Origin of the sequence: Paenibacillus sp. LjRoot56 (assembly GCF_964253335.1) — a bacterium.
Taxonomy (GTDB): domain Bacteria; phylum Bacillota; class Bacilli; order Paenibacillales; family NBRC-103111; genus Paenibacillus_E; species Paenibacillus_E allorhizoplanae.
The window spans coordinates 558,076-583,450 of sequence record NZ_CAXURV020000001.1 but is presented as its reverse complement, the minus strand read 5'-3'; the positions used below and the strand labels follow the sequence as shown (position 1 = coordinate 583,450).

Genomic DNA, 25,375 nt, shown 5'->3' with positions numbered 1-25,375 from the left:
CACCTTCTTATTCCTTAATAGAGCCTAGCATCGCGCCTTTGGCAAAGTACTTTTGTAGAAATGGGTACACGGCCACGATTGGCAGCATCGCCAGCAAAATCGCCGCATTCTGTACATTAGGCCCAAGATTGACAGCAAGCTGTGCATCGATGGCAGCATCAGCCGAAATGTTGGAGGCGCTGATCGCTACCATTTGCCGCAGTAACGGCTGAATCGGCCAGCGGTTCGTATCATTGATATAAATAACGGCTGAGAAGAACTCATTCCAATACTGCACCATGAAAAACAAAGTGAATGTCGCGATAATCGGCTTCGACAGCGGAATCACGATGGAGAATAGGATGCGGAATTCTCCCGCTCCGTCAATACGAGCCGCTTCATCGAGACTTTCCGGCAAGCTTTGGAAAAAGGAGCGGATTACGAGCACGTTAAACGCACTTGTAGCCGCAGGTAATACGATCGCCCAATAGGAGTCGAGCAAGCCTAAGCTTTTCACGACTAGATAGCTCGGAATCATGCCGCCATGAAAAATCATGGTAAAGAAAATAAACAGCATCATGACACGGCGGCCTGGCACAATCCGTTTGGAGAGCGCATAGGACAGCGTGATCGAAACGAATAGATTGACGCATGTGCCCAACAAGGTAATGAAGACTGAATTTTTAATAGAATTCAGGAAGGTTTGAGCATTGAACAAGTAACTGTAGGCATCCAGCGTCCAATGCTTCGGCCAAATAAAGAAGTTGCCGGCCATGGAATCCCCCGGGGGGCTGAATGAAACCGCAATGATATATAGAAATGGCAGGACGACAGTCAAGGAGATCAGGATAATAATGATGGCAAGGAGACTGTCGAACCAAGTTACGCGTGCTTTCATAATGTCTTTACTCCTCTCTAGAAAATCCCCTCTTCGCCAAGCCATTTCGCTGCATAATTCGCGGTGAGCACCAGAATGAGACTGGCTACCGATTTAAACAGACCGACGGTGATGGCGAAGCTGTAATTGAATTGCTCCAACCCGATGTGATACACAAAGAGGTCAAACACATTGGACACATCCAAATTCAAGCTGTTGGTCATCAGGAAGATTTGCATAAAGTTCGAATCCAGCGACGAGCCCAACTTGAGCAGCATCAGAATGACAATCGTGCTTTTAATCCCGGGCAATGTGATGTTCAGGATATTTTGAAAACGGTTCGCCCCATCCACCTTGGCAGCTTCGTATAGTTCAGGATTAATGCCCGCGAGCGCAGCGAGGAAGATAATCGTCCCCCAACCTGCATCCTTCCAAATCGACTGTAGAATAATGAGCGGACGGAACCATTCATTGCTGACAAGGAATAATGTGTTCGAGCTAAACCATTGATCCATGTAATGATTAATGACCCCTGACGGGCCAAAGAACGAAATCGTAATGCCGTATATGACAACCCAAGACAAAAAGTGTGGGAGATAGACGATAGTTTGGGAGATTCGTTTAAACACCTGAAGCCGCAATTCATGCAGCATAATGGAAAGCATAATTGTAAACGGAAAATAGATAAACAGATTTAGAAAAGAGAGCAACAGTGTATTTTTAAATAAGATATAAAAGTCCGATGTACTGAAAAAGTCTTTGAAATTCGTAAGACCGACCCACGGGCTATCCCATACGCCGACAAAGGGGCTGTAATCCTTAAAAGCCAACACTAACCCCCACATAGGGGCGTAGTGAAACACGATAAAATAAAGGAGGCCCGGTGCTGCCAGCACATAAAAAGGCCACAGTTGTCTGAATTTTTTTGGTTTCTGAAGTCGTATCGTTCTCTCCAAGCCGTACCCCTCCTTACTAAAAATAGAGGGGGCTATCCGCGCCCCCTACTCCTTCTTACTTATGATCCTCGTTATATTGATCAAGCAGCTCATTCGTGATTTGTCCGCCTAAAGCGTTCGTCCAAGCGTCAATTTCCTTCTGAACATCGTCCCATTTAGACTCGCCCAGGACGTATTTCGTCATGACAGCGCTCATTTTTTTGTAGCTGTCTGGATTTTTACTGGCAACCTGCGAATTATAACTGAGGAATGGATTTGCAATACCAGCTTTGCTGATGACATCCAGTGAGGCCTTCTGAACCTTCAAGATCGCTTGATCCTTCGCCGTTGCATATATGTAAGGATCCGCTTTATTTTCGAGAACAAATTGCGATGGTTTATCCAGATCGAATTGCTTCTTCTGCTCATCCGTTTGAACGGCAACGCCGTCCTTCAGCTCACTGGCATGCAACCCGAGCACGCCGGTCTTCGCGAATGCCGCGTTCTCTTCGGAAGCACTGAAATCCAAGAAGTCGACGATTTTTTGAACTTTATCTTTTGGCACTGAGCTCGGAATCACCCAAAGCCCGTAATAGCCGCCGCCCACGTTAACACCTTTTTTGCCGCTCGGGCCCTCTAACAGATCAATGATAGCAATCTCTGCATTCGGGTCAACTTGTTTTAGTTTAGCTACATTCGTTTCGGTTAAGTCACTCGCATTGCCAGCAAAAACACCAGCTACACCCGCCAGAAATTTGCTTCGCACCTGCTGTTGGTTTTTCAACACCGGAGCATCCTTGTCAATCAGGCCTTTGCTCCAAGCTCCCTGCAACCAGTCGAGGTACGCTTTGTACTCTGGGGTTTGGAAATCCCGAACTGCTTTACCGTTATCCAGCTTCCATACGTTAGGCAGACCGAAAGCAAACTGCATCGGATTCGTACCTGCAAATGGACCTGGTGATCCGATCGCATCTACGCCATTGACGGAAAGCGGAATCGTTTTGCCGCCGCCAGCTGGATCTTTTCCCTTAAACACTTGAAGCACATTAGTCAGCTCGTCCACTGTTTTGGGCACCGGCAAGTTGTATTTATCCAGCCAGTCTTTCCGAATAATCAGGTTGCCGTCTCCGCCGCCATAGATACCGCGTGGTCTTGGAATCCCGTAAGCCTTCCCTTTGACTGCTGAGTTGTTCCACACTGCCTGATCAATAAGTTTTAAATTTTTGGTATTGTTCAAATAAGGAGTAAGGTCATGGAAGGCACCCATTTTGACCAAATTTGTAAATTTATCGTCCTTACCGCCATCCAGCAAGAGCAAATCATAGGAATCGCCCGCTGAGACTGCGACAGAAAGCTTATCTTTGTACGCTTCGGACGGAACAAACGTAACATCGAGCTTCACGTTTCCTCTTTTTTCCAGATCCTCTTTCGCCTTATTGTTGTCTGTTGCAGGCGGATTGCCGAACAAGATTGTCATCGCTTTAATTGTTGTAGGCGCTGCTGAGGCAGCTGGTGACTGCGAGCCTTGGGATGTGCTGGCTGGTGTCTTCGAATTGCTAGAACAGCCTGCTGCCACAGAAGCTAAGAGCAATGTAGCCGCGAGAACGGGTACAAGCGTTTTTTTACTAGTCATGTATATTCCCCTTTTCGTTTTTACTGACGCGTCGTATGTGGTACATTTTGAATTATAGAAGATCATAAGGAAGCAAGAACATGTCGAAAACAAGTGAAAGTGTCACCGTTTTTAAGATAACAGCCCGAAGCGCTATCCCCCTTACTCCCCTTGTACTATAATTCAAATACAAAGACCCCCCGACCCGACGGAGGGAGATCAACTATGCCAAACGGATGTGATGAGCACCATGATGTTGCCCTTTTTCGGATTTCTTACCCGTAGCTTTTATATCAAAATGATTCTAGTCATGCTGGCTGTCTCCATCATCCCGCTGATTGTATTGTCCTATATCTCCATTTCCGTATCCAGTACGACAGTAGAGAAACAGGTTAATCGGCTGAACGCCCAGCTCGTTAATCAGGTCGTGGACCGAATTGAGCTGACGATGTCTAGGTTCCGAGAGCTTAGTGAGCAGTATTCCCGCATTTCATCGATCCAAAGCGCACTGGTGTCACCCTCCTCTCAATATTTCGAAGAGGTTGTTCGCAAAAAAGACCTCATCTCGGTTCTCAGCACCGCCTCCGCAGTGATCGGCAATGTCGAGGGATTGCAGGTGTACTCCAACATTACTGGCGAAGTCTTATCTTCAGATGAGGCGCCATCGACGCTGGAAAATTCGTCCTTCAAACCCTTGATCCAAGAGTTTCTAGCCAAAGGCCAGTCCAGCATGTTTCTAGATAAGAGCTCGCACCCTGATTTAAAAATACTGCAAAACTCAACCTACTATATCGGTCGTATCCCTTTTGAAGCCTACGAGGATATGCGCGGGGTACTTCTGATTTCAATGAATAACGCGCAGTTCCAACAGCAAATTGAGAATATTCAGCTTGGCTCGCTCGGCTCAGTATCGCTACTAACGCAGAGCGGTGTTACCATAGCCACAACCAGTAAGCTAGAGCGCAGCCAGGATGACGTTCGTACTCGCAGCATCTTAGCCCATTGGATCTCATTAGGGAAACCGACGCAATTCGAGATGGATACGTCCATCATTTCAGTGAAGCAAACGAAAACCTTTGATAAGTGGATTGTCATCTCGGAAATTCCGTCTCGTGAACTGACGCAAAGCGCTGACATCATTCGCAAAACCGTCACCTATTTTCTCATTGCGCTCGTCACGGTGGGCGGGCTCTCCGTCATCGGTTTCGGCTACCAATTGTATCGCCCTCTGCAGGCGGTCAAGCGACAAGTCGATGCGATCAAAAAAGGGAACTTCGATGCCCGTGTCACTTATTTTGCCAATAATGAAATCGGCGATTTAGGACGCATGCTTAATGCCATGGCAGTCCGAATTCAAGAATTGCTCTCGGAACAGCAGGAATCCGAGGATATGAAGCGCAAGCTGGAAATTCGAGCGCTGCAATCGCAGATTAATCCGCATTTTATGTACAATACACTCAATACGATCCGCATGTTTGCTATGCTGAAGGATTACGACAATATTAATACACTGATGGGGAAATTCGTCTCCTTGCTGCGTTACAGCATGGAAAATTACGATCAAAATGTGCAGCTGCAGCAGGAGCTGGATTACTTACAGGATTATATCGGTCTGCTGAATATGCGATACAAATACCAAACCAAGCTGCACGTTGAGATTGCATCGCCGCTAGAGACCATGTACATTCCTAAGCTAAGCTTGCAGCCTCTTATTGAAAATGCCGTGTTTCATGGGATTTTACCGAGAAAAAAGGCTGAAGGCCACATTCACATTCGCGTGTTTACACGGTCTGAAGACGCTTGTACCGTTATAGAGATCGAAGACGATGGGGTTGGTCTGGATGAGACTCAGCTGGAGAAGCTGCGCGTGCACATGCAGCAAGAACAACTGGGCGAAAATATCGGTCTCAAAAATGTCTGGTTACGGATGAGGCTGATGTTCAGTAAAGAAACACAGATGGAGTTATTCTCTCCCGGCGATTCGGGCTTGCTGATCCGTTTCCTGCTTCCCCCGGATACCGTTCGTTTAAAGGAGGTGCAACATGAGCAGCTATAAAGTGCTATTGGTCGAGGACGAAATACCGGCAAGAACCGTTTTCCGGCAAATGATCGAGGAACACAGCGACATGTTCACACTCGTTGGTGAAGCCGAGGATGGGCTCGAGGGCTTTGAACTCTTTATACAACACAAGCCGCAGATGATCGTCACAGATATTACAATGCCCGGGATGAACGGGCTGGAGATGCTCCATGAAATCGAACAAAGCTGTGAAACGATGCCGCAAATGATTATTTTAACGTGTCACAAGGATTTTCACTATGCGCAGCAAGCGATTCAGTTAAAGGCTGCCGCCTATTTAATCAAAGATGACTGCCTTTCTGATCCCAAGCTGCTGGCCCGCACAATGGAGGGTCTTGCTCAACAGGCAGTTTCATTAGATGAAACTCGAGAGAAGCAGCTGCTCCTGGAGCAAAAGGTCCGCTCGAACGAAATGGAGATTGAACAGAGTACTTTCCTCGAAATGCTACGATCATCGGGCGCTGAATCTGAGTGGCTTCAGAGCTTGGAATCAGCCCGTATCCCCGTAGCGAACGGGAACTTTCATGTACTGCTGATGGAACTCGACCGAAGCTCGTTGCGATTCTCGATTGATCAACAGGAGGAGCTGAAGCTGTGGCAATTCGCCGGGGTCAACGTCTTGAAGGAGCTGCTCACGGCCCGCGGGGCAAATAAAGTTATCGCCTTGGATAAAGGGCGGTTCTTTGCGATCTATGCGGCAGAGGGGAACTCATCATCTCAGGGAGATGTGCTTCTTGAACAGATCATTCAATCTTTTACGGATTATCTTAAAATGAGTCCGCTCACACTGGAATTCCGCATCAAGATGGGCATGGGAGAACGGTTGGCGGAGTTGAAGAAGTTGGTGACGGCTGCCTATCCGTTCTTTTATCAGTGCAATGTAACCGTCTCGCGTTCTGCTTGGGCCGAGATGGTCACCTTTCAACACATCCCAGAGAATTATAGTCGGCTCTGGGTGAAGATTTTGAAGCAGGCACTGCTAGAGCCGCTTCGAAGCGCAGCCGCTCTGGAGCAGGAGCGCAATTCCTTCTTCCGGCAGGCGATGGAAGAGCGCTGGGACCCGGAGCAGATCAAATCCTTGTATCTGCGCGTATTTCTGGATATCAGCCATTTCACGGCTGATACCGAAGAAGCCGCGGAGCTAGAAGCGGCGTTCCGCAAAAAGCTCGAGCAATGCCAAACGTTCCACGCTGTGCATGAAACGACGTTTCTTTTCTTCCGTAACCTGCAACGGCTGCAGGGCGATGGCAAGACAATCGACGCTTCAATCTCGCGTATGATCCAGAAGATGTACGAGGATCTCAGCTATCCGTACAAGTTGGAAGAGCTGGCAGAATCGGTCAATTACAGCGTGCCTTATTTCAGCAGCATGTTTAAGAAAACAACAGGCGAAAGCTTCGTCCAGTATTTGACACACCTGCGAGTGGAAAAGGCCAAGCTGTTACTTCTGACAACGGATCAGAAAACGTTTGAAATCGCCGAATCGATCGGCTTCGAGAATTATCGTTCGTTTAATCGGATTTTCAAAAGAGAAACTGGCGTGACACCGTCGGATTACCGACGGGTGCAGCATGAGTAAGCGCAGCACAACGAGGGTTCGTCAGCAACTTACATTCTCTTCAATTAAAAATGCCCCTGCAAGCGAGCACATCACATGAAGTGAAGGTGCTTCCTACAGGGGTTTTAGCATCTTTAAAACTTCTATTCATCATCTTCCCATTTACGCGAATAAGCCTTCTTCGTTATCCAAATCGTTAGCCCAATCACGATAATAATCGCGATGACACTTCCAATAACTGCACCAACCACCTAGCACACGCCCCTTATTTCTACTCTTATATCCCATTGTATCAAAACTCGCCCAGCCAAACAGCATCCACTTCGACAATTCCGCAATAGAAGCCCAACCTCGCAACCCTTTCAGAACAAATCCAACTGCCTCGGCGCTAGCCCCTCGTAGTCTAAACCTAGCATGCTCATCAACGTTTTCGCATTGCCTGCTGCATGTCCACCTGAGTTGTTGTTGAAAATGATGCAAATCTCCCGTGTCTGCTCCTGCAAACGGAGCAACCTCACCTTCCACTCCAACAATTCCTGCGGATTGTAGTCGTACAAATACCGCACATCGCGCCAGTTGGCCTCGTTCGTCTGCACCCATCCCCCGACATTCCGTCCGTGGAAGCGAACCATCGTCATGTCGGCATGCGTCGCCTCCAAGACGATCGGAACGGATCCAGTTCCTGCCTGCGGCTCGTCGCAGATGCTATGCATCCAGCCCTCGCGCTTCATGAAGGCCAGCGTTTTGTCACGCATGTCCCCTGTAAACCAGCTCTGGTGACGGAACTCCAGCGCTAGCGGCACATCGCCCATTCTCGCCTTCGCCTCCCGAATCACATCCACACTCGCCTTGTTGCACGCAAACCAAGGTGGATACTGAAACAGCACCGCCTTCAACTTTCCCGCTTCCTGAACGGGTCGAATCGACTGTAAGAATGCCTCGTACATCTGGTCAGCCCCACCGGCAAAAGGATTTTCTCCCCGCAGGTGGCCTGTCATCCCTTGGTAGGCTTTTATAATAAACCCAAAATTCTCAGGTGTCTCTTGGACCCACTTCGCATAATTACGTTCAGGCTGTACGGCGTAGAATGAGGTATCTACCTCCACGATCGGGAAATGAGCGCCATACGTCATGAGCTTCCCTTTGCCCCCGCCCAAGTCGTGGTCACCCCAACCAGCCAAACCGATATTAATCACTATCATCACCCCGTGCACAATCGCTATGATAAAAGTATTCGTTCATCTATCATAACATCCTCGTGCACCATACCCAAGAAATACGCGCTCATTATCGTGCAAAAAAGCACGCCCCCTCCATGAAGGGACGCGCTTTCTATAAATGATCATTCGTTGACAGCCAGCCAATGGCCTGGCGTTACTTCGACAAACCGCGACCGCTCCAGCCCGTACGGATCCTGTATCGACGAGTCAATGAGCGGCACGAACGCCTTACGCGACTCTACCGCTGGATCAGGAACCGGAATCGCCGCGAGCAGCGACTTGGTATACGCGTGCATCGGGTTCGCATACAACTCTTCGCTCTCTGCGAGTTCAACAATCTTGCCCTTGTACATCACGGCTACGCGGTCACTGATATGCTTGACCATCGAAAGGTCGTGAGCGATAAATAGATACGTCAGCCCCAGCCTCTGTTGTAACTCCTCCAACAGCTTGACGATCTGCGCTTGGATGGAAACATCCAGAGCCGACAATGGCTCGTCGCAAACGATAAACTCCGGCTCGACCGCCAGTGTTCGAGCGATGCCGATCCGCTGCCGCTGCCCTCCGGAGAACTCATGCGGATAGCGCATAGCGTGAGATGGGCTAAGACCGACCATCTCAAGCAGTTCCTCGATCCGATGCTGCCGTTCCCCTTTGCTGCTCGTCATGCGATGGAGATCTAACGCCTCCCCAATGATATCAGCAACGCGCATACGCGGGTTCAGGGAGGCATACGGATCTTGGAAGATCATCTGCATATAGCGACGCATCGTCTTCATTTCCCTGCGGGATAATCGGTTCAGTGAGATACCCTTGTACAACACCTCTCCGCCCGTCGCCTCGTTTAACCGCAAGATAGTCCGGCCCGTGGTGGATTTACCGCAGCCTGATTCTCCTACTACACCTAGCGTTTCCCCAGCACGGATATCAAAGCTGACATCATTGACTGCTTTGATGATCTGGCCTTTGCCTAGATTGAAATGCTGTCTGAGCGACCGGACTTCCAGCAAAGGACGGTCATCTGCCGAACGAGTGATTGAGGAAACCAGTTTAGGTTTCTTCTTCTCATCAAGCCTTGGAAGTGCATTCAATAGACGCACCGTGTAGGGATGCTTCGGAGCGGAGAAAATCTCCTCTGTCGTGCCCGTCTCAACGACTTCGCCATCCTTCATAACTACAACCCGATCACACATCCCGGCTACGACACCTAGATCATGCGTAATTAAGATGATGGATGTGCCCAGCTTGCGCTGAATCTCCTTCATCTGATACAAAATCTGCGCCTGAATGGTGACGTCAAGCGAAGTCGTCGGCTCGTCCGCAATAAGCAGCGATGGGCGACAAGCAAGTGCAATAGCAATCATTACACGTTGACGCATACCACCGGAAAATTCATGGGGATACTGTAAATAGCGTGCTTCTGCATGGGGGATCCCGACCAGCTTCAGCATCTCAATCGCTTCCCGCTGTGCTTCTTCCTTGCCAAGCTTCCGATGCTTGATCAAACTCTCCTCAATCTGCCGACCTATGCGCATCGTCGGGTTCAAGGAGGACATAGGATCTTGGAAGATCATACCGATATCGCGACCGCGAATATGCTCCATCTCGAGATCTGACTTATCAGCGAGGTTCTGTCCTTGGAAAAGAACCTGCCCACCTTTCACCATCGAAGGAGGCGATGGCAGTAGCCTCATGATCGTACGTGCTGTAACACTCTTACCGCTGCCGGATTCGCCAACGATCCCCAGCGTCTCTCCCTCGCGTAACGAGAAGCTTACATTACGAACCGCTTCAACTTCCTTATCTCGTGTGTAGAAAGAGACAGACAATTGCTTCACTTCTAAAATGGATGTCATATAATCACCTTTGAGTTGGGATAAACTTGAAAAGAAAGTTTCTATCATTCGTTAATACATGTTAAAATATAAGTTAATTATATCGCAACTATAAAAAAATTATATATTTCAAATAAATGAAACTATTATTTGACCATTGACATTTTCAAGCACCACTCTTAAAATCTACTATATCGATCGGAATAATGCAATATAAACTGACCGACAAAGGAGCTTACGAACTTGACCGGGCACACTTCAGCTATGGATTCACCTCTAGTCGACCGACTCGGGAACATTTTTGCCAAAATGCTATTGCATCCTACTTATCGCTTTCTGCTACTGCTGGCGGGGGCTCCCTTGCATCTAATCGTCTATGTGGTCCACCTGTCCAACAAAAAGAAGAGTATGCACAAGGCTAATTTGGACAAGTTAGAACAGCAATGGACTTCCTCGGGATATCGAGAGCAACTACTCAAGGAAGCGAAAGAACAACTCCAACGCAAGCATCGATTCTTCGGACAGACCGTCACCCCAGAGAAACTGGATCGCGAAGCTAACCAAATTGCGGCGATCAAGTTCAAGGAAGCGTTATTGCGTCACCTTGATGCTGAACAAGATGGGAACGGCAAGTCGCAGACCACCTATGCCGATACATTTACCCAATTGATCCGACACCCGGCGTTTCTGGCTATATCCATTATTCCCGGTGTTCTCATGTACATTCTTATGTTGATCTATAACAACGCTTATTTCAAATATATCGCTGAACGGCTCGTGATGACCGTTTTCGTCATTTTTGGCGTCGCTTTTCTCGTCTTTACCATTCTCTATCTGTCCCCTTTGAATCCTGCTGCTAACATCATCGGGGAAACAGCAACAGCAGAGCAGATTGCCAAGTTTAATCAGCTCTACGGTCTTGATCAACCTTATCTGACCCAGCTTTGGCATACATTCCGCGGTATCCTGACATTCGATTTAGGTAAATCCTTCGCAGGCAACGAAGTGGTCACCACCTCCATTGCTGCGAAGTTTCCCGTGACGCTGACGCTAACCGTCATCTCCACGATCGTAGCCGTACTTATCGCCCTGCCGATCGGGTTGGTCTCGGCCACTCGGCCGAATTCTTTCTTTGACTATACGTTCATGCTGATTGCATTGATTGGGTTATCGATCCCTAACTTCTGGCAAGGGCTCGTCCTCATCTTGAATTTCTCGATCAAGCTGCATTGGCTTCCCGCTACATATAATCCGCAGAATGCACTGACGATGATCATGCCGATTGTTGTATTAGGAACAGGTCTTATGGCGGCAGTCGCTCGGATGACGCGTTCTTCTACACTGGAGGTCATCCACGAGGATTATATTACGACTGCCCGGGCCAAAGGGTTATCTCGCAGGCAGGTACTTTGGAAGCACGCCGTGGGTAATGCGCTAATCCCGATTATTACGGTTATAGGACTTCAATTCGGTGCGATGCTCGGCGGAGCGGCTGTGACGGAGAAAGTTTTCAATATCAACGGGATTGGTAGCTATATCGTGGACAAACAGTTCATTCCCGATATTCCCGCAATTATGGGCGGCGTCGTCTATACAGCTATCACGATCTCTATCGTCAATGTCGTCATTGACATTTTATACGCCTTTTTTGATCCAAGAATCCGTTCCAAAATGAAACAATACTAGCAGGTGACAACGTGACCAAACCGATACTTACTAAACAGGACACTCATTTCAGATTACGTACCTGCTCCGAATACGGACAAGCCAGCTTTGCAGGGATCGCTTCCTTAAGCTTGGCGCTGGTATTGTTGATCAACAGCTTCGAAGGAGCTCATTTGGCTGTGCATTCAGCCGTGTTCGCTGCCTTTGTCTCTTATTTGGTCTTTGCGCTTCTTCAACTGGGAACACTGGCTTTGATCCGCAGAGATTTGCTCCAGCATGGCGAGATACGCCGCACCACTCGTTGGTTAGGCTACCTGCTATTGATCAGCTTGCTGACTGCTAATATTTTCATCGTTACAGCTGCCTTTCAGCTCATCAAACGCAAGAAGAGCGCAGCGTATATCCTTTCGTTCTACGCATTGTTGACGACCTTGTTCGTTTTCGCTGTCTCAGCTCTAAACGTCTTCAAGCCGTATGTATCCAACTTATTCGTACCGGGTATGGCTCTCATTTTAGTCGCGGGAGCCATTCAATTACTTGCTCTTCTTCTGATCTCCCGATATGCAGATGAGCAGCTTCTACCCAAGTGGTTGTGGGTTGTCGCGGTACTGTTGCTTGTAACTGCTCTAACAGGTAATGTGTTCGCCCTGGCGCTTGGCATCCTGTTAATGTCCAAACTTAAGAACAGAGATGATTCATCGGGCACGAAATTGAATGAGGTTGTTGACCGGCTGTCCCGCAGCTCTACTTCCATGCTGGGTCTGTGGTTCATCGGCTTTCTCATTTCAATCTCGCTGTGCAGTTACTTAACTTTCGACTACGGGATGGCGATCGACAATAATTACGGAGCTATCCTGCAATCGCCAAGCCTTACTTATCCGCTGGGTACGGACAACTTCGGTCGATGTCTGTTCTCTCGCATCGTATTCGGTGCACGTATCTCGCTCTTCGTCGGTATCCTCTCCACATTGATCCCCGTCATTATCGGAGGCTCACTGGGAGCAATATCCGGTTACTACGGACGCAGTACGGACAATCTCATCATGCGAGCGCTTGATATCTTGTACGCAATTCCAGGTATCCTGCTAGCTATTGCTATCATCGCGGCATTCGGTGCCAGCACGGTTAATCTCATTCTCGCGCTGAGCGTAGGGGCCATCCCTACGTATGCTCGGACCATGCGAGCTAACGTGCTGCTCGTCTCAACACTTGAATACGTGCAGGCGGCGCGCGCTTTCGGCGCTGGCGATTTTATCATTTTGCTCAGACATATCATCCCGAACTCCATTGCGCCGATGATCGTTAAGTCTACGTTAACCGTCGGCGGAGCTATCATCTCAACAAGCAGCTTAAGCTACCTCGGACTCGGCGTCGAGCCGCATATTCCCGAGTGGGGGAACATTCTGAAGGTCGGAAGTTCCTATCTCGAGACGCATGCCTACACGGCCATCTATCCTGGCTTGGCGATCATCGCACTCGTACTGTCCTTCAACTTCCTTGGAGACGGACTGCGCGACGCGTTAGATCCTAAGCTTGATTAAACACTTAAAAAATAATGGAATCTTCATTCTTACTCCATGAATTCTCACGTTACACAACACAGAAGGATATGGAATGAATGTGCGTTCATACACTTACTTTCACTAGGAGGGTCAATCAATGATTAAGAAAAGCAAGGTCGTCATCCCCGTCATCCTCGGTGCCTCTTTGATGCTAAGCGGATGCAATTTCACAACGAAGGATGACGCAGCCGCGTCACCAACACCATCAGCAGGAGCAACAGCTGCAGCAAACACTACCCCTGTCGATATCGAACTGTTGGGTATGAGCTCAAATGAAACAGACCTTAACATCGTTCGCGACCAGCTTACGAAGAATGGTTTTAACGTTAAGTTGAACATCCAACCCGATTACGGTACGTTCAAAGCGCAACAAGATGCAGGCAACTTCGATGCTGCCTTGTCCAGTTGGACCACTGTTACAGGTAACCCGGACTATGCGGTACGTTCCCTTTTCAAAACAGGTGGTGACTACAGCATTATGTCCGATCCAGAGATCGACAAGCTGATTGATCAGGCCGCAGGTCAGACACCAGAGCAGTTCACAGAAACATACAAGACGTTCGAACAAAAATTAGTCCTGGATAAAGCCTACATTGCACCACTCTATAACTCGCTCAAAGCACAAGCATTTAATCAAGATGTTCTGAAGAAAGAGTCTGTACGTCTATCGAAGTCACGTTCCCTGCCTTGGGAAGAGCTAGACTTCAAGGATACGGCCAAACGTGCGAAAGACCCGATCATTCTGCAATCCACGCTTCCTTCCCTGACATCACTTGATCCGATCAAAGGGAATGACGGTTCGATCAATATCATCAACACGAACATGTACGTACGTCTACTCAACTTGACAGATGACGATAAGTTAACGGCTGAAGGCTCACTTTCGCACAACTTTGCAATCGCCAATGGCAATTCCGACTACTACTTCTTACTTCGTGACGATATCGACTTTGCACAAATTAAGAACAAGCTAGCCGCTGACTCTGGCGAACGCGTTGGTGCTGAAGATGTTATTTTCTCGCTAAATCGTGCTAAAGACAAAAATTCTGTACCGAATCACCGTACTTTCACTTTGCATGAGCATATTAAAAATGTAGAACTCGTGACCGACCCCGCGGTACTTGAATCGGTTAAAGTTTCCGGCGGCTCCGACACGATCAAATCGAGTTTGGAAAAAGGCCTTGGCACCAAAATTTCTTCCCTCGTATCTGATAAAAAGCAAGCAAGCAATAAAGAAGGCAAATATCAAGTTGTTAAGCTGACAACGACAGAACCGTTCCCGCAAGTCTTGAACTATTTAGCGCATCAATCCGCGGGTATCGTCTCCAAGAAGCAAGTTGAAAGCATCAATACGTACGATGTAGCCAAATATGATGTAAATAAAGACATCGCCTACGGCGACCAAGCTACCATTACTGAGGGTGCTAAGTACAACAATACGTTGGCTACAAGCGGTCCTTACATTCTTTCCTACAAGAATGATTATGAGGCTGTCTTCTACAAAAACCCTGGATATATGAAGGGTACGAAGTACGAGCCGAAAGTTGACTCCATCAAAATTCGTTTCATCAAAGATGCTGAAGCCTCCCTATCAGCACTAAGAAGCGGTGAGATCCACTTGTACTACGGTGTGTCCGAAGTTAAGTTTGACGTTGTCAAAGCGGATACTAAGCTTTCGCTTCAAACGATTCCTAGTAACGCTGTGTCCTACCTGTTGTTCAACACCAAGAACCGCGAGATTGCCAAAAGCGCTGACTTGAGAAAAGCTGTGCTGTATTCCATCAATCAAGACGAATTCCTTGCTTACTACAAGAACAATAAGTTCAAAGCGATCTCCACACTAAGCCCACTTGTCAAAACGGGATTAGAGCTCAAAGCAGATTCTGCTAAAGTGAAGGATTTCTTGAGCAAATATAACGCTAGCAAAACCACCAAATAGTTGATCAGCTGAACATGTAAAATAAACGGCTACACCGTCCTACTAGGACGGGTGCGTTTATCCAAAAATATAAGCATTGTATAGAGTGAAACTTATACTTTCTTATATTTCTAAGAAGACTGCCTCATCGTCCATATGACGGTTGGGCAGTCTCTTTCATACAAACCACATCGCACAGACAGGAGCGAAACCAAATGCCAATTCCCGAAGCCAACCCCGTTAAACTGTCGCAATGGGATGCACTCATCCTAGAATCACTTAAGTCCCAAGAATCTTCCGCAGACGAGCTGCTTCAGCGGGTCCAAGCTGGTCAGCTTCCAATAGATGACAGCAAGTTCCAATTCGACTATACGCGCTTAACGGAGCTTGCGAGTGAGGATCTCGCTACGTTCGAGCAAGCTGTCCGTCACGGCTACCAGATCAAATACAATACGCTGCGCGGCATCGCTAGCTGGATTCTCGTCGTTTTCGGCCAGGAGGCAGAGTTACAGCTCGAGCCCGGTCACGAAGCGGTCGTTGCAAGTCTTACCGCGGAGCAGTACAAACGCCTGACTGCCGTGCTCTCCCACGGATGGGTCGTCCGCGGCGAACAGGCAGCTACGCCTGATGCGAGCACGACAACATACGTCATCGAGCCTCTCGTCCGAGGTTGATCAAACGTCATACTTATTACTTGTTCCACGATGCTGCTCATGACTTTATCTTTACAACTTCCATGGGAGCAGGTATAGTTACGCTATATAGGATTGACCCGGAGGAGCCTGCCAAAAGCGGGCTCTTTTTGTCTTTTTCAGGGAACTGCGGGTCGTCCACCACACATAATTCAGGACAATACTGGAAATCCTGAAATAAAGTTAAATGGAGGCAGATTTAGTGGAATTACAAGCTTACTGGGCTATCGGCATCTTCTTACTTATTTATGCGATTATCATTTCTGAAAAAATTCACCGTACCATTATCGCGATGATCGGAGCCGTGCTGATGGTTGTTTTTGGCATCGTCAGCCAAGAGACAGCTCTGCATCACATCGACTTCAACACGCTGGGCCTACTCATCGGGATGATGATTATCGTAGGCATTACAGCGGAGACGGGGCTTTTCAAATATGTCGCGGTGAAGGCAGCTAAGCTCGCCAAGGGACAACCGCGAAAGATATTGATCGCGCTCGTGATTATCACAGCGGTATGCTCTGCCTTTTTGGACAATGTAACAACCGTACTTCTCATGGTCCCTGTAACCCTGAGCATTACGAGACAGCTTCGCGTGAATCCATTTCCGTTCCTTTTCACACAAATCTTGGCCTCCAATGTCGGGGGGACAGCCACGCTGATCGGCGATCCACCTAATATTATGATTGGCAGCGCAGTGAAAGAGCTTACGTTCATGGCGTTTATCTCGAACCTGACACCAATCGTAATCATCATCATACTGGCTTATATTCCTTTGTTCCTGCTGCTTTTCGGGAAACAAGTCAAATCCACCCCTGAGCTGCAACAGAGCATTATGGAGATGGATGAGAACGCAATGCTAACGGACCGTAAGCTGCTCTGGAAATGCCTTATCGTTCTGGCTCTTACCATTCTAGGCTTCTTCTTGCATCAGAGCTTGCATTTGGAATCAGCAACAGTTGCATTAAGTGGCGCGTTTCTTCTGCTTCTCCTGACTGGTGAGCACATGCTGGAGCCCGCTTTAGCTAGTATCGAGTGGCCTACGATCTTCTTCTTTGTCGGTCTTTTCGTGCTCGTATCCGGGCTTGTAGAAACAGGTGTAATAACCCAACTAGCTGTACACGCGATTGAACTGACAGGTGGCAATGAACTTGCAACCTCCATGCTGATCCTATGGCTGAGCGCGATTGCATCGGCCTTCCTCGATAACATCCCGTTCGTGGCCACGATGATTCCATTGATTCAGGAAATGGGCAATATGGGCGTCAGTAATTTAGAGCCACTGTGGTGGAGTTTGGCTTTGGGCGCTTGTTTGGGGGGCAATGGCACATTGATCGGGGCGAGTGCAAACTTGATTGTTGCTGGCCTAGCCGGCAAAGAGGGTTACCCAATCACCTTCGTGAAATATTTGAAATATGGCTTCCCGCTGATGATCATTTCGATCGTTCTGTCCAGCTTATATATTTATTTCAGGTATTTGATGTAAGAAAAAGGAGGTAAGTGCCATGTTAACGTACACGTTTGACGAGACAGCCATCGAGCTCAGTGAAACAGCCAACGACCCAGATATTGAATTTCGTATTCACGTTCTCGGGGATGCGACTATGGATCAGCGGGTGAAAGACGTTCAGCACGATTTTGACCATAACCATGTTATGACCGATGTCTTGTTCTACGCTTATCACGATCATAAGTACCAATTCATTGTTCGCAATGATTACTACGAGGTCTTTATTCTATCTCTTATGAAGCATCGCATTTTGACTAGTGTCACTTGGGTGTAGCGAAGTTGGCAACATTGTTTACACAATTGAAACACTTGGGTGAGAAGGAGAGGAAGAACTGATATGATTCACTACTGGCTAGTCCTGCTTGCCATTGCGGTGGCCATTGCTTATTTGGCTGATAAAACGAAGCAACCCTACCCTACACTGCTCGTCATAGCCGGTTTACTCCTTGGACTTCTCCCCATTCCCGCTATGGATGAGTTGAAAGATTACATTGCTTCCGATCATGTGTTTCAAACTACGGTTATTCTTATCTTCTTATCCGCCCTTATTGGCGATGCGGCGATCAAACTGCACTTCCATGAGGTGAAGGAAAACAAGCGGCCTATCTTGCTGCTCTCCTTACTCGGCACAATGATTACCTTTGTTCTTGTAACCGTGCTCTGCTCCGTTTTCTTAGGTCTCTCTCTGCAAAAAGCACTCGTATTCGGCGCCTTAATGGCCGCTACCGATCCCGTTTCCGTGCTCAGTATCTTCAAGTCGCTAGGACTTAACTCGAAGCTATCCACCATCGTCGAGGGTGAAAGCTTAGCCAACGACGGTGTCGCCGTCGTCCTGTTCAAAATTGCACTAGTCACCACAATGCTCAGCATGTCCAGTCTCCTTGATGGCACATTAGAGTTTGCTAAAGTGGTCATCGGCGGCATGGCAATCGGGATCCTGGGCGGCTTCCTAGCTTCCAGAATTACCTCGCGCATCGATAACTATCTCGTCGAAATTGGTCTATCCATCGTCTTGTTCTATGGTGTATTCGAAGTCGCTGAGATGTTCCATCTTTCGGGGGTAATCTCAGTCGTCTTCGCTGGACTATTGCTCGGGACTTACGGGAAAAACATCGGCATGTCCGATACCACACTGGAGAAAATGGACTCCTTCTGGGAAGTCATCGCCTTCATTGGCAATGCCCTTATTTTCCTTATGGTGGGCTTGGAAATATCGAACATTAACTTCACGGACAAATGGCAAGAGATCGGCGGCAGTATCGTCATCGTCCTCCTCGCCAGATTCATCGCCGTGTATGTAAGTCTCGCTATGGATCGTGATATGCCTTCGGCTTGGAAGCCCATCATCGCCTGGGGCGGCCTAAAGGGCTCGCTGTCCATAGCGCTCCTGCTAGGTGTGTCGCCTGACTTCGAAGGTCGCGACCTACTGCTTGCGATGACGTTCAGCAATGTCGTATTCTCACTGCTCGTTCAAGGGACGACCTTGAGTCGATTGGTTGCGCTACTGAAGGTGAAATAAGGGGATGCGCTACCGTCGACGATCCCCTTCAACAGACACGACTAAGAAGAGCCAAGAGGACCAACTCCCTCCCGGCTCTTCTTCTATTTCTGCGTCAATCGTCCGTACGTTTCCTTATCACAAATGACGAAAAGCTTAGCTCCCTGCGGAATCTCTTCATGAAGCCTTTTATTGATATTCAGATGCTCGCCATCTGAGATCAGTGTCGCTCCCTTTTGCAGCAAATCCTGAAAAGCATCATGGAACGTCACCCACTTCGCCTGTGTAGGGATCTCGTAGAGGTCCTCGCCCTGGGGTGTACGGGTTAGCAACTGTGTAAGAATCTTTGAGGTCCCTGGGCTAAACGCCGAGCGTACCGCAAGCTGCGAAATGGTCTCACTGCCAAAGATGAATTCATCGATGCGAATGTGCTGGAAGTTGGGCAGATTTTGCTTATCACGGATCTCCACTATCGTGTACACGTGGTTATAATTGCGCTCGACGGTCGTCGCCACCAGTAAGGTTTTGCCATCGACGAAGGCGGGATCGCGAATCGTGTTCTGGAACTGAGTCACTTCATCGGCGAAAATGAACACCGCCCTCGCCTTCGATGTATTGGCCATTTCGAGTGTCGCCACGAGCTGCGGATTGCCCAGCACATAATGCACCCGCTCATGGTGAATCGGGCTTTTTTCCAGCGTATCTATAAGAACAACCTCCACAACGGGGTCTGAGTTCAGGATTTCTTTAATTGCATTCTCCGCATGCTGACTCCAATCAATAATCACAAAATGGTTCGTACCCGCATACCTCAATTTGCCTTCCTCCTTCTTCCGCTGATACACAAATAAGGCATCCACGACTTTGCTAATTGTTATGGAAATAAGTCCAATCCCGAAGATGTAGACGACGATCCCTAAACATTTGCCCGCAACCGTATGTGGGTAGAAGTCACCATAGCCCACTGTTGTAACTGTCGTCATCACCCACCACAAGCCGTTAAATCGGGTCTCAAAAGTGCTCGGCTCTAGCTCATAAGCTAACAGCGAACTTCCTCCAATGAACACAACAGCCACGCCAAAAACAAAGAGGTTATTCCAACGGATTAGACGCAATAAGAATTTTGAGAAGAAAAGCATGATGACCTCCTGACAGGCATCCGCCTAACAATTTCCAGGCTATTCATTAAGTATAGCAAGAAAAACGCTTTTAGATGAATGAATCCGCAAGAGTCTCGCTCTTTCTATTCACGATTTTTTTTATTTTGTCGGGAATCCGACATTCTAGCGTGAAATCATGTGATAATATACATATAACAGATTGGAATACTCGGTATTAAGCGGTGTGCATTGTTTAAGAAATAAGGATAGGGGATTGAACCTATGGACCAATTACACGAGTTTGCTGACATTCAGGAAAAAGACCCCACAAAGGAAGTCATGCTTGAGGCTTTTCGAAAACATGGCATTAGTCATACTTACCGTAAGAACGAGTTTGTTTTTCAGGAAAACGACTTGCCCAGCGGTGCCTATTATGTGGCTTCAGGATTAATTAAGATTTCCCAATCCTCCGAGGAGGGGCAAGGAATTACCTTGTTTCTTCGCTATGAGGGAGAAGTTTTCGGCAATGCGGAAGTGTTGACGAACATAGCTCGGAAGCGCTACGCCAAGTGTCTCGTGGACAGCCAAATAATTACGCTAGACAGTCGAAAATTTCTCGAATTGGCCAAAGAAAACGCGGAATTTTCCTATTCCGTCGCCGTTCTAGGTGCTCGCAGACTTCTGCAAACACAGCGAATGGTCGAAACTCTAATCTCCCGCCCCGTCGCCTGGAGGCTCGCTTGGTTCCTCCTGCAGCTGGGCAAACCGACCGAAGAGAAGCTCGAGGTTCAGGTGCCGCTCAGTCATGAAGAGATCTCCTATGTCATTGGCTGCAGCAGACAAACCGTCACGGAAACCTTGAACAAATGGCGCGATAAAGGACTCATCGATTACGCCAAAAAGAAGATCGTTGTCTATCATCCGAACCGTTTCTTCACCGACATTTAGACGAACATCAGCCTGGAGGTCAACCCTATGATCACAATAAATCATGTGAATAAATCCTTTTCACAGAAAAAAGGCAATGCTTATACGGCTTTAGATCAAGTTTCTCTCACGATTAAAAAGGGAGAATTCGTCTCCATCGTAGGGCCTTCGGGCTGCGGGAAGTCCACGCTTTTGAATTTGATCGCCGGATTCGAACAAGTGAGCAGCGGAACGATTACCGTCAATGGGCAAAAGGTTACTGCACCAGGAGCCGATCGCATTGTTGTTTTCCAAGAACACGGCTTGTTCCCTTGGCTTACTGTGCTTGATAATGTGGCCTTCGGTTTGAAGCAAAAAGGGCTATCCAAGAAAGAACGCTATGCACTTGCTTCCGAACAAATTAAAGCTGTGCACTTGAGCAAGTTTATTGATCGTTATCCGCATGAACTGTCTGGCGGGATGAAACAACGAGTAGCGATTGCCAGAGCGCTCGTTATGGATCCTGAGATCCTCTTAATGGATGAACCCTTTGCGGCATTGGATGAGCAAACGCGCTTCATTTTACTGAAGGATTTGGAAGAGATTTGGCTAAAGACCGGTAAAACCATCTTGTTCATTACGCACAACATTCGTGAAGCCGTCATTTTATCAGATCGTGTTGTCGTGATGGCGACGCAGCCAGGCAGGGTTAAGAAGGAATTCGCCGTGCAGGCAGCTAGGCCTCATCAAAGCAGTGATCCGCTCATTCATGCTTTGGAAAATAAAATTATGGAAGCTCTGACGGATGAGCTCGAGAAGGTAGTCAGAGAGGAGCTGGGCCATGCATACAGCCTTAAGAAGAACGCTATTTCTAATTCTGCTGCTGATCATATGGGAGTTGGGATTTAGAATTTTTGATTGGGGTTGGAAATTTCCTTCTCCTCTACAAACCTTCCAAGCCTTCTATGATGGGTTTGCGCACGGGCATCTCCTTAACGCCATTGGGGCTAGCCTTCGTCGCTTACTCATCTCATTTGCCCTATCGATTGGCATCGGAACGATATTAGGCTATTTATTTGCACGATATCGCTATTTTGACGAGACCTTCGGCTTTGTCGTGGTTGCCCTCCAGACCGTGCCGAGTATCGCCTGGCTGCCCTTCGCGATTATCTGGTTCGGACTGAATGACACTTCCGTCATTTTCATTACCACCATTGGCGCAACATGGACGATGTCGATGGCAAGCCGTACAGGGATCATGAATATTTCGCCAATTCATCTACGAGCTGCGCAAATGCTGGGAACAGGCAGCGGATACCGCTTGTTCTTTCAAGTGCAGCTGCCGGCGGCATTTCCCCATTGGATTACAGGAATCCGCGTGGCTTGGGCCTTCGCTTGGCGGGCACTTGTAGCTGGCGAGCTGATTGCCAAAGGCGTGGGGCTCGGGCAAATGCTGCAAGATGGACGCGGACTTGGCGATACGGCAACGATCCTGTGCGTCGTCATCATCATCGCTGTGATCGGTACGATTTCGGATCATTTCTGTTTTAAACAGCTGGAGGATCGCATCGTGCTTCGTTTTCAGCTTAAGAAATAAATGGCGTTATCTAGAATCAAATAAGGGGGAATTAGTGTGAAAAAAGTAGGTTGGATCATGAGTTTGGTTTTAGTCGTACCCTTGGTTTTGTCCGCTTGCGGCCAGAGTAAAGAAACCGCTTCAAGCGCTGTCAGTACGACTGTGAAAATTGGTATTTTGAAAAATGTCACCCATGCTCCAGGATTTATCGCTTTGCAAAACAACTATTTTCAGGACGCTTTTGGTAAAAACGCCAAGATTGACGTCACGGCTTTTGACAATGGAGCGGACTTCGCAACAGCGATTGCCACGGACCAAATTGATATTGGCTACGTGGGACCGGGACCGGTCATCAATCAATATTTGAAAAGCAAAAATATCCGAGTCATTGCTGGCGCGAATAACGGCGGTGCAGTATTAGTTGCACGCAAGGACGCAGGCATCAACTCTGTTAAGGATCTCGTTGGCAAAACAGTAGCTGTTGCTGCCAAAGGAGGCACGCCGGATCTATCTCTTCGTTTGCTGCTCAAACAGGAAGGATTGAAAGTATCGACCGATACTTCGGGTGTGCAAATCGTTACACGTGCTCCAGCAGATACGTTAGTTGCGATCCGTCAGAAAGAAGTCGACGCGACCTTGATTGCAGAGCCTTGGGGCACACAGATTATCCAAGAGGGTTCCGGTACGATTTTGGTGGATTGGAACAAGATCCCTCCCAAAGACGGCAATTACCCGTTAACCATTCTTGTAGCCAGCGATACGTTTCTGAAGGATCACCGTGATTTGGCCAAAAAAGCCCTGAAAGCCAACAAACAAGCGATTGATTTCATTCAGCAAAATCCGAACAAAGCCTATGATCTGATTAGCGATGAATTGAAGCAGTTAACGGGTAAAGGAATGGAACCTGCGCTCATCAAAGCCGCTCTCGACCATTTGAAATTAACCGAAGAGATCACGTTAGAGGATATTAATGAGCAGGCTAAAACCTCTTTTGATGCAGGGTACTTAAAAGTGAAAGCGGAAGAGTTGGATTTCAGCAAATTTCTCGATTTATCTCTTTTAAATGAAGTGCGAAAAGAAAAATAACCGTATGTGACTGAGGAGGCCTTCACTTGTTTATACAACCACAGGAAAACCTATTACCTGATTATCATGAGCACATCAAAGTCGTCATTCTTGGTACGGGCACACCGAGGGCCTTTTATGGCAGGGCGAAGGCAGGCGTCGCTATTCTCGCAGGGGATAAAACCTTTCTATTCGATTGCGGAGGCGCGACCGTTGATCAATTGATTAAGGCGGGGATTATGCCGCAAAGGATTTCGGATGTCTTTTTCACACACCATCATAGCGATCATAATTCAGGGTTTTTCGATGTCTTCATCACGAGCTGGCGGACACATGTGATCGCGGATCGGGTTTTTGAGGGGCGAAAAGGGCCTATGAACGTTTACGGACCCACCACAACGAAGGAGATTATCGGCAAAATGAGAGCGTCTTTCGATTTCGACGTAAATCTTCGAGTGAACTATAACTTCTCTGCGGGTGAAGGAGCGGACATTCGTTATTTTGAAAGCAACGATGGTGTTGTTTACGACCAAGGCGGCATTAAAATCACCGCTTTCGAAGTCGATCATAAACCTGTTGATCCTGCTATTGCCTATAAATTCGAGTTCAACGGGAGGTCGGTAGTCATTTCTGGCGATACCATCCCGGTTGACAATATGATCAAACATAGTCGCGGTGCGGATTTACTTGTACACGAATCTTATAACAAAGCGTGGCTCGACGCGCTGATTGCCAAATTCCCTGAGCAGACCATTGGCCTGTCTAATCCAGCCAAGTATCATTCGACAACGCACCAAGTGGCCGAAATTGCCCGAGAAGCCGGCGTGGCTCATCTAGTGCTCACCCACCATATTCCTGCACCTGCAGCCACTGAGGAGGCGGAAGCTGCCTATATAGAAGGCATGGGGGACATCTATGGTGGTCGAATCACGATGGCGCGAGATTTAATGGCATTTGACCTCTCGTAATGAAAAGCAGCCCTGAGTTATTCGCCCAGGGCTGCTTCTTTATCTTCCACGCTTATTTAGCTGCTTTTTTCGCCCATTTGGCTTGCAGCGCACTTTCGATCTCCGTGTATACCTGCTCCGTTGTTTTACCATCCGTGGAGATGCCTAATTTGGCTGCTTTCTTGTTCACAGCCTCTGATTTCTTCGCTTGTTTCGCTGCTTTCTTTGCTTCTTTTGCAGCTTTCAAGGCTGTGCGGATTTCCTTGCCTGTTTTGCCATCCGTCGCGATACCCGCTTCGGTCGCTTTCGCTTGCAGCTTCGTTACAGCAGCCGCTTTCAGCTCTGTCTTCAGCTCCTTGTTCGTCAAGCCGTCTGCGCTCACGCCGAGCTTCGTTGCTTTCGCTTGAAGCTTAACCGTTACAGCTCCTTGGATCTCCGTTTTAAGCTGCTCCGCTGTCTTGCCATCCGTTGAGATTCCCAATTTAGCTGCCGCAGCATTCAACTTCTCGGTGTGGTTAGCCGTAGCTGCCGTTTTCAGCTCTGCCTTGATCTCTTTGTTCGTTTTCCCATCTGTCGCTATGCCAAAAGCTTTCGCTTTCTCTACGAATAGTTGTTTCACAGAATGAAACTTATTTGTCGATGCGGCTGTTGTATCTCCTTGTCCACCTTCAGCGAATGCAGCCACTGGAACGGAGCACACAATCGCGCCTACTAACACTAATCCTACTAATTTCTTTTTCAACATGTGGAATCACTCCTCGATTCGTTTAATGGTTGTGCACCTTACGAACCCTATCTTATCCCATAGTTATGTCATAAGTTTGTCATGCGAGAATACGCTTC

21 protein-coding genes are annotated in these 25,375 nt (G+C 48.0%); 14 read left to right on the top strand and 7 right to left on the bottom strand.

Translation table 11 applies throughout. The features are described from left to right. Positions 1-7: 7 nt before the first annotated feature. Genes ACSQ8O_RS02600 through ACSQ8O_RS02590 form a run of 3 tightly spaced genes read right to left on the bottom strand, consistent with a single transcriptional unit; the run spans position 8 to position 3,424 of the window. On the bottom strand, positions 8-877 hold the full coding sequence (locus ACSQ8O_RS02600; RefSeq protein WP_436240358.1) for a carbohydrate ABC transporter permease: 870 nt from the start codon (positions 875-877) through the stop codon (positions 8-10). A 17-nt stretch (positions 878-894) separates the two neighbouring features. Continuing rightward, entirely contained in the window at positions 895-1,812 is a 918-nt protein-coding gene (locus ACSQ8O_RS02595) for an ABC transporter permease (RefSeq protein ID WP_436240357.1), read from the bottom strand. Between the two features lie 55 nt (positions 1,813-1,867). Then, complete coding sequence (locus tag ACSQ8O_RS02590; protein WP_436240356.1) at positions 1,868-3,424, bottom strand: extracellular solute-binding protein; 1,557 nt, start codon at positions 3,422-3,424, stop codon at positions 1,868-1,870. A gap of 229 nt (positions 3,425-3,653) precedes the next feature. Between ACSQ8O_RS02590 and ACSQ8O_RS02585 the strand changes: the two genes are divergently transcribed. Beyond that, the gene (locus tag ACSQ8O_RS02585) at positions 3,654-5,459 is read left to right on the top strand and encodes a sensor histidine kinase (protein WP_436240355.1); all 1,806 of its coding nucleotides are present in this window, start codon (positions 3,654-3,656) and stop codon (positions 5,457-5,459) included. Continuing rightward, positions 5,446-7,062, top strand: a complete 1,617-nt coding sequence (locus ACSQ8O_RS02580) for a response regulator transcription factor (protein WP_436240354.1) — start codon at positions 5,446-5,448, stop codon at positions 7,060-7,062. The genes ACSQ8O_RS02585 and ACSQ8O_RS02580 overlap by 14 nt, the downstream gene beginning before the upstream one ends. A gap of 341 nt (positions 7,063-7,403) precedes the next feature. Here the strand turns inward: ACSQ8O_RS02580 and ACSQ8O_RS02575 are convergent, their stop codons facing one another. Next, positions 7,404-8,237, bottom strand: a complete 834-nt coding sequence (locus ACSQ8O_RS02575) for a DUF72 domain-containing protein (RefSeq protein ID WP_436241928.1) — start codon at positions 8,235-8,237, stop codon at positions 7,404-7,406. Positions 8,238-8,383: 146 nt separating this feature from the next. Continuing rightward, positions 8,384-10,117 carry an ABC transporter ATP-binding protein gene (locus ACSQ8O_RS02570; protein WP_436240353.1) on the bottom strand — a complete coding sequence of 578 codons (1,734 nt, stop codon included), beginning with the start codon at positions 10,115-10,117 and terminating at the stop codon, positions 8,384-8,386. 222 nt (positions 10,118-10,339) lie between these two features. Here ACSQ8O_RS02570 and ACSQ8O_RS02565 point away from each other — a divergent pair, with 222 nt between their 5' ends. From ACSQ8O_RS02565 to ACSQ8O_RS02535, 7 genes are all read left to right on the top strand, one after another. Then, on the top strand, positions 10,340-11,782 hold the full coding sequence (locus ACSQ8O_RS02565; protein ID WP_436240352.1) for an ABC transporter permease: 1,443 nt from the start codon (positions 10,340-10,342) through the stop codon (positions 11,780-11,782). Positions 11,783-11,793: 11 nt separating this feature from the next. After that, entirely contained in the window at positions 11,794-13,302 is a 1,509-nt protein-coding gene (locus ACSQ8O_RS02560; protein WP_436240351.1) for an ABC transporter permease, read from the top strand. Between the two features lie 118 nt (positions 13,303-13,420). Beyond that, positions 13,421-15,262: an ABC transporter substrate-binding protein gene (locus ACSQ8O_RS02555; protein ID WP_436240350.1), complete on the top strand. Its 1,842-nt coding sequence runs from the start codon at positions 13,421-13,423 to the stop codon at positions 15,260-15,262. Positions 15,263-15,456: 194 nt separating this feature from the next. After that, positions 15,457-15,915 carry a hypothetical protein gene (locus tag ACSQ8O_RS02550; protein WP_436240349.1) on the top strand — a complete coding sequence of 153 codons (459 nt, stop codon included), beginning with the start codon at positions 15,457-15,459 and terminating at the stop codon, positions 15,913-15,915. Between the two features lie 220 nt (positions 15,916-16,135). Next, on the top strand, positions 16,136-17,416 hold the full coding sequence (locus ACSQ8O_RS02545) for a sodium:proton antiporter (RefSeq protein ID WP_436240348.1): 1,281 nt from the start codon (positions 16,136-16,138) through the stop codon (positions 17,414-17,416). 19 nt (positions 17,417-17,435) lie between these two features. Then, on the top strand, positions 17,436-17,714 hold the full coding sequence (locus ACSQ8O_RS02540; protein ID WP_436240347.1) for a hypothetical protein: 279 nt from the start codon (positions 17,436-17,438) through the stop codon (positions 17,712-17,714). A 63-nt stretch (positions 17,715-17,777) separates the two neighbouring features. Next, complete coding sequence (locus ACSQ8O_RS02535; protein ID WP_436240346.1) at positions 17,778-18,959, top strand: cation:proton antiporter; 1,182 nt, start codon at positions 17,778-17,780, stop codon at positions 18,957-18,959. A gap of 83 nt (positions 18,960-19,042) precedes the next feature. On the opposite strand, the gene ACSQ8O_RS02530 is transcribed toward ACSQ8O_RS02535, so the two are convergent. Continuing rightward, positions 19,043-20,077: an ion channel gene (locus ACSQ8O_RS02530; RefSeq protein ID WP_436240345.1), complete on the bottom strand. Its 1,035-nt coding sequence runs from the start codon at positions 20,075-20,077 to the stop codon at positions 19,043-19,045. Between the two features lie 243 nt (positions 20,078-20,320). Here ACSQ8O_RS02530 and ACSQ8O_RS02525 point away from each other — a divergent pair, with 243 nt between their 5' ends. The 5 genes from ACSQ8O_RS02525 to ACSQ8O_RS02505 are packed head-to-tail and all read left to right on the top strand — an operon-like array spanning position 20,321 to position 24,553. Further along, a complete protein-coding gene (locus tag ACSQ8O_RS02525) occupies positions 20,321-20,986 on the top strand; it encodes a Crp/Fnr family transcriptional regulator (RefSeq protein ID WP_436240344.1) in 666 nt (221 codons plus the stop codon). Positions 20,987-21,013: 27 nt separating this feature from the next. Then, positions 21,014-21,853 (top strand): ABC transporter ATP-binding protein, encoded by an 840-nt coding sequence (locus ACSQ8O_RS02520; RefSeq protein WP_436240343.1) that lies wholly within the window; start codon positions 21,014-21,016, stop codon positions 21,851-21,853. Next, the gene (locus tag ACSQ8O_RS02515; RefSeq protein WP_063795707.1) at positions 21,786-22,541 is read left to right on the top strand and encodes an ABC transporter permease; all 756 of its coding nucleotides are present in this window, start codon (positions 21,786-21,788) and stop codon (positions 22,539-22,541) included. Before ACSQ8O_RS02520 ends, ACSQ8O_RS02515 begins: the two co-directional genes overlap by 68 nt. Before the next feature lie 36 nt (positions 22,542-22,577). Continuing rightward, positions 22,578-23,606: an ABC transporter substrate-binding protein gene (locus ACSQ8O_RS02510; protein ID WP_436240342.1), complete on the top strand. Its 1,029-nt coding sequence runs from the start codon at positions 22,578-22,580 to the stop codon at positions 23,604-23,606. A 26-nt stretch (positions 23,607-23,632) separates the two neighbouring features. Next, complete coding sequence (locus ACSQ8O_RS02505) at positions 23,633-24,553, top strand: MBL fold metallo-hydrolase (protein ID WP_436240341.1); 921 nt, start codon at positions 23,633-23,635, stop codon at positions 24,551-24,553. 52 nt (positions 24,554-24,605) lie between these two features. On the opposite strand, the gene ACSQ8O_RS02500 is transcribed toward ACSQ8O_RS02505, so the two are convergent. Continuing rightward, positions 24,606-25,277, bottom strand: a complete 672-nt coding sequence (locus ACSQ8O_RS02500) for a hypothetical protein (protein WP_436240340.1) — start codon at positions 25,275-25,277, stop codon at positions 24,606-24,608. Positions 25,278-25,375: the final 98 nt, after the last annotated feature.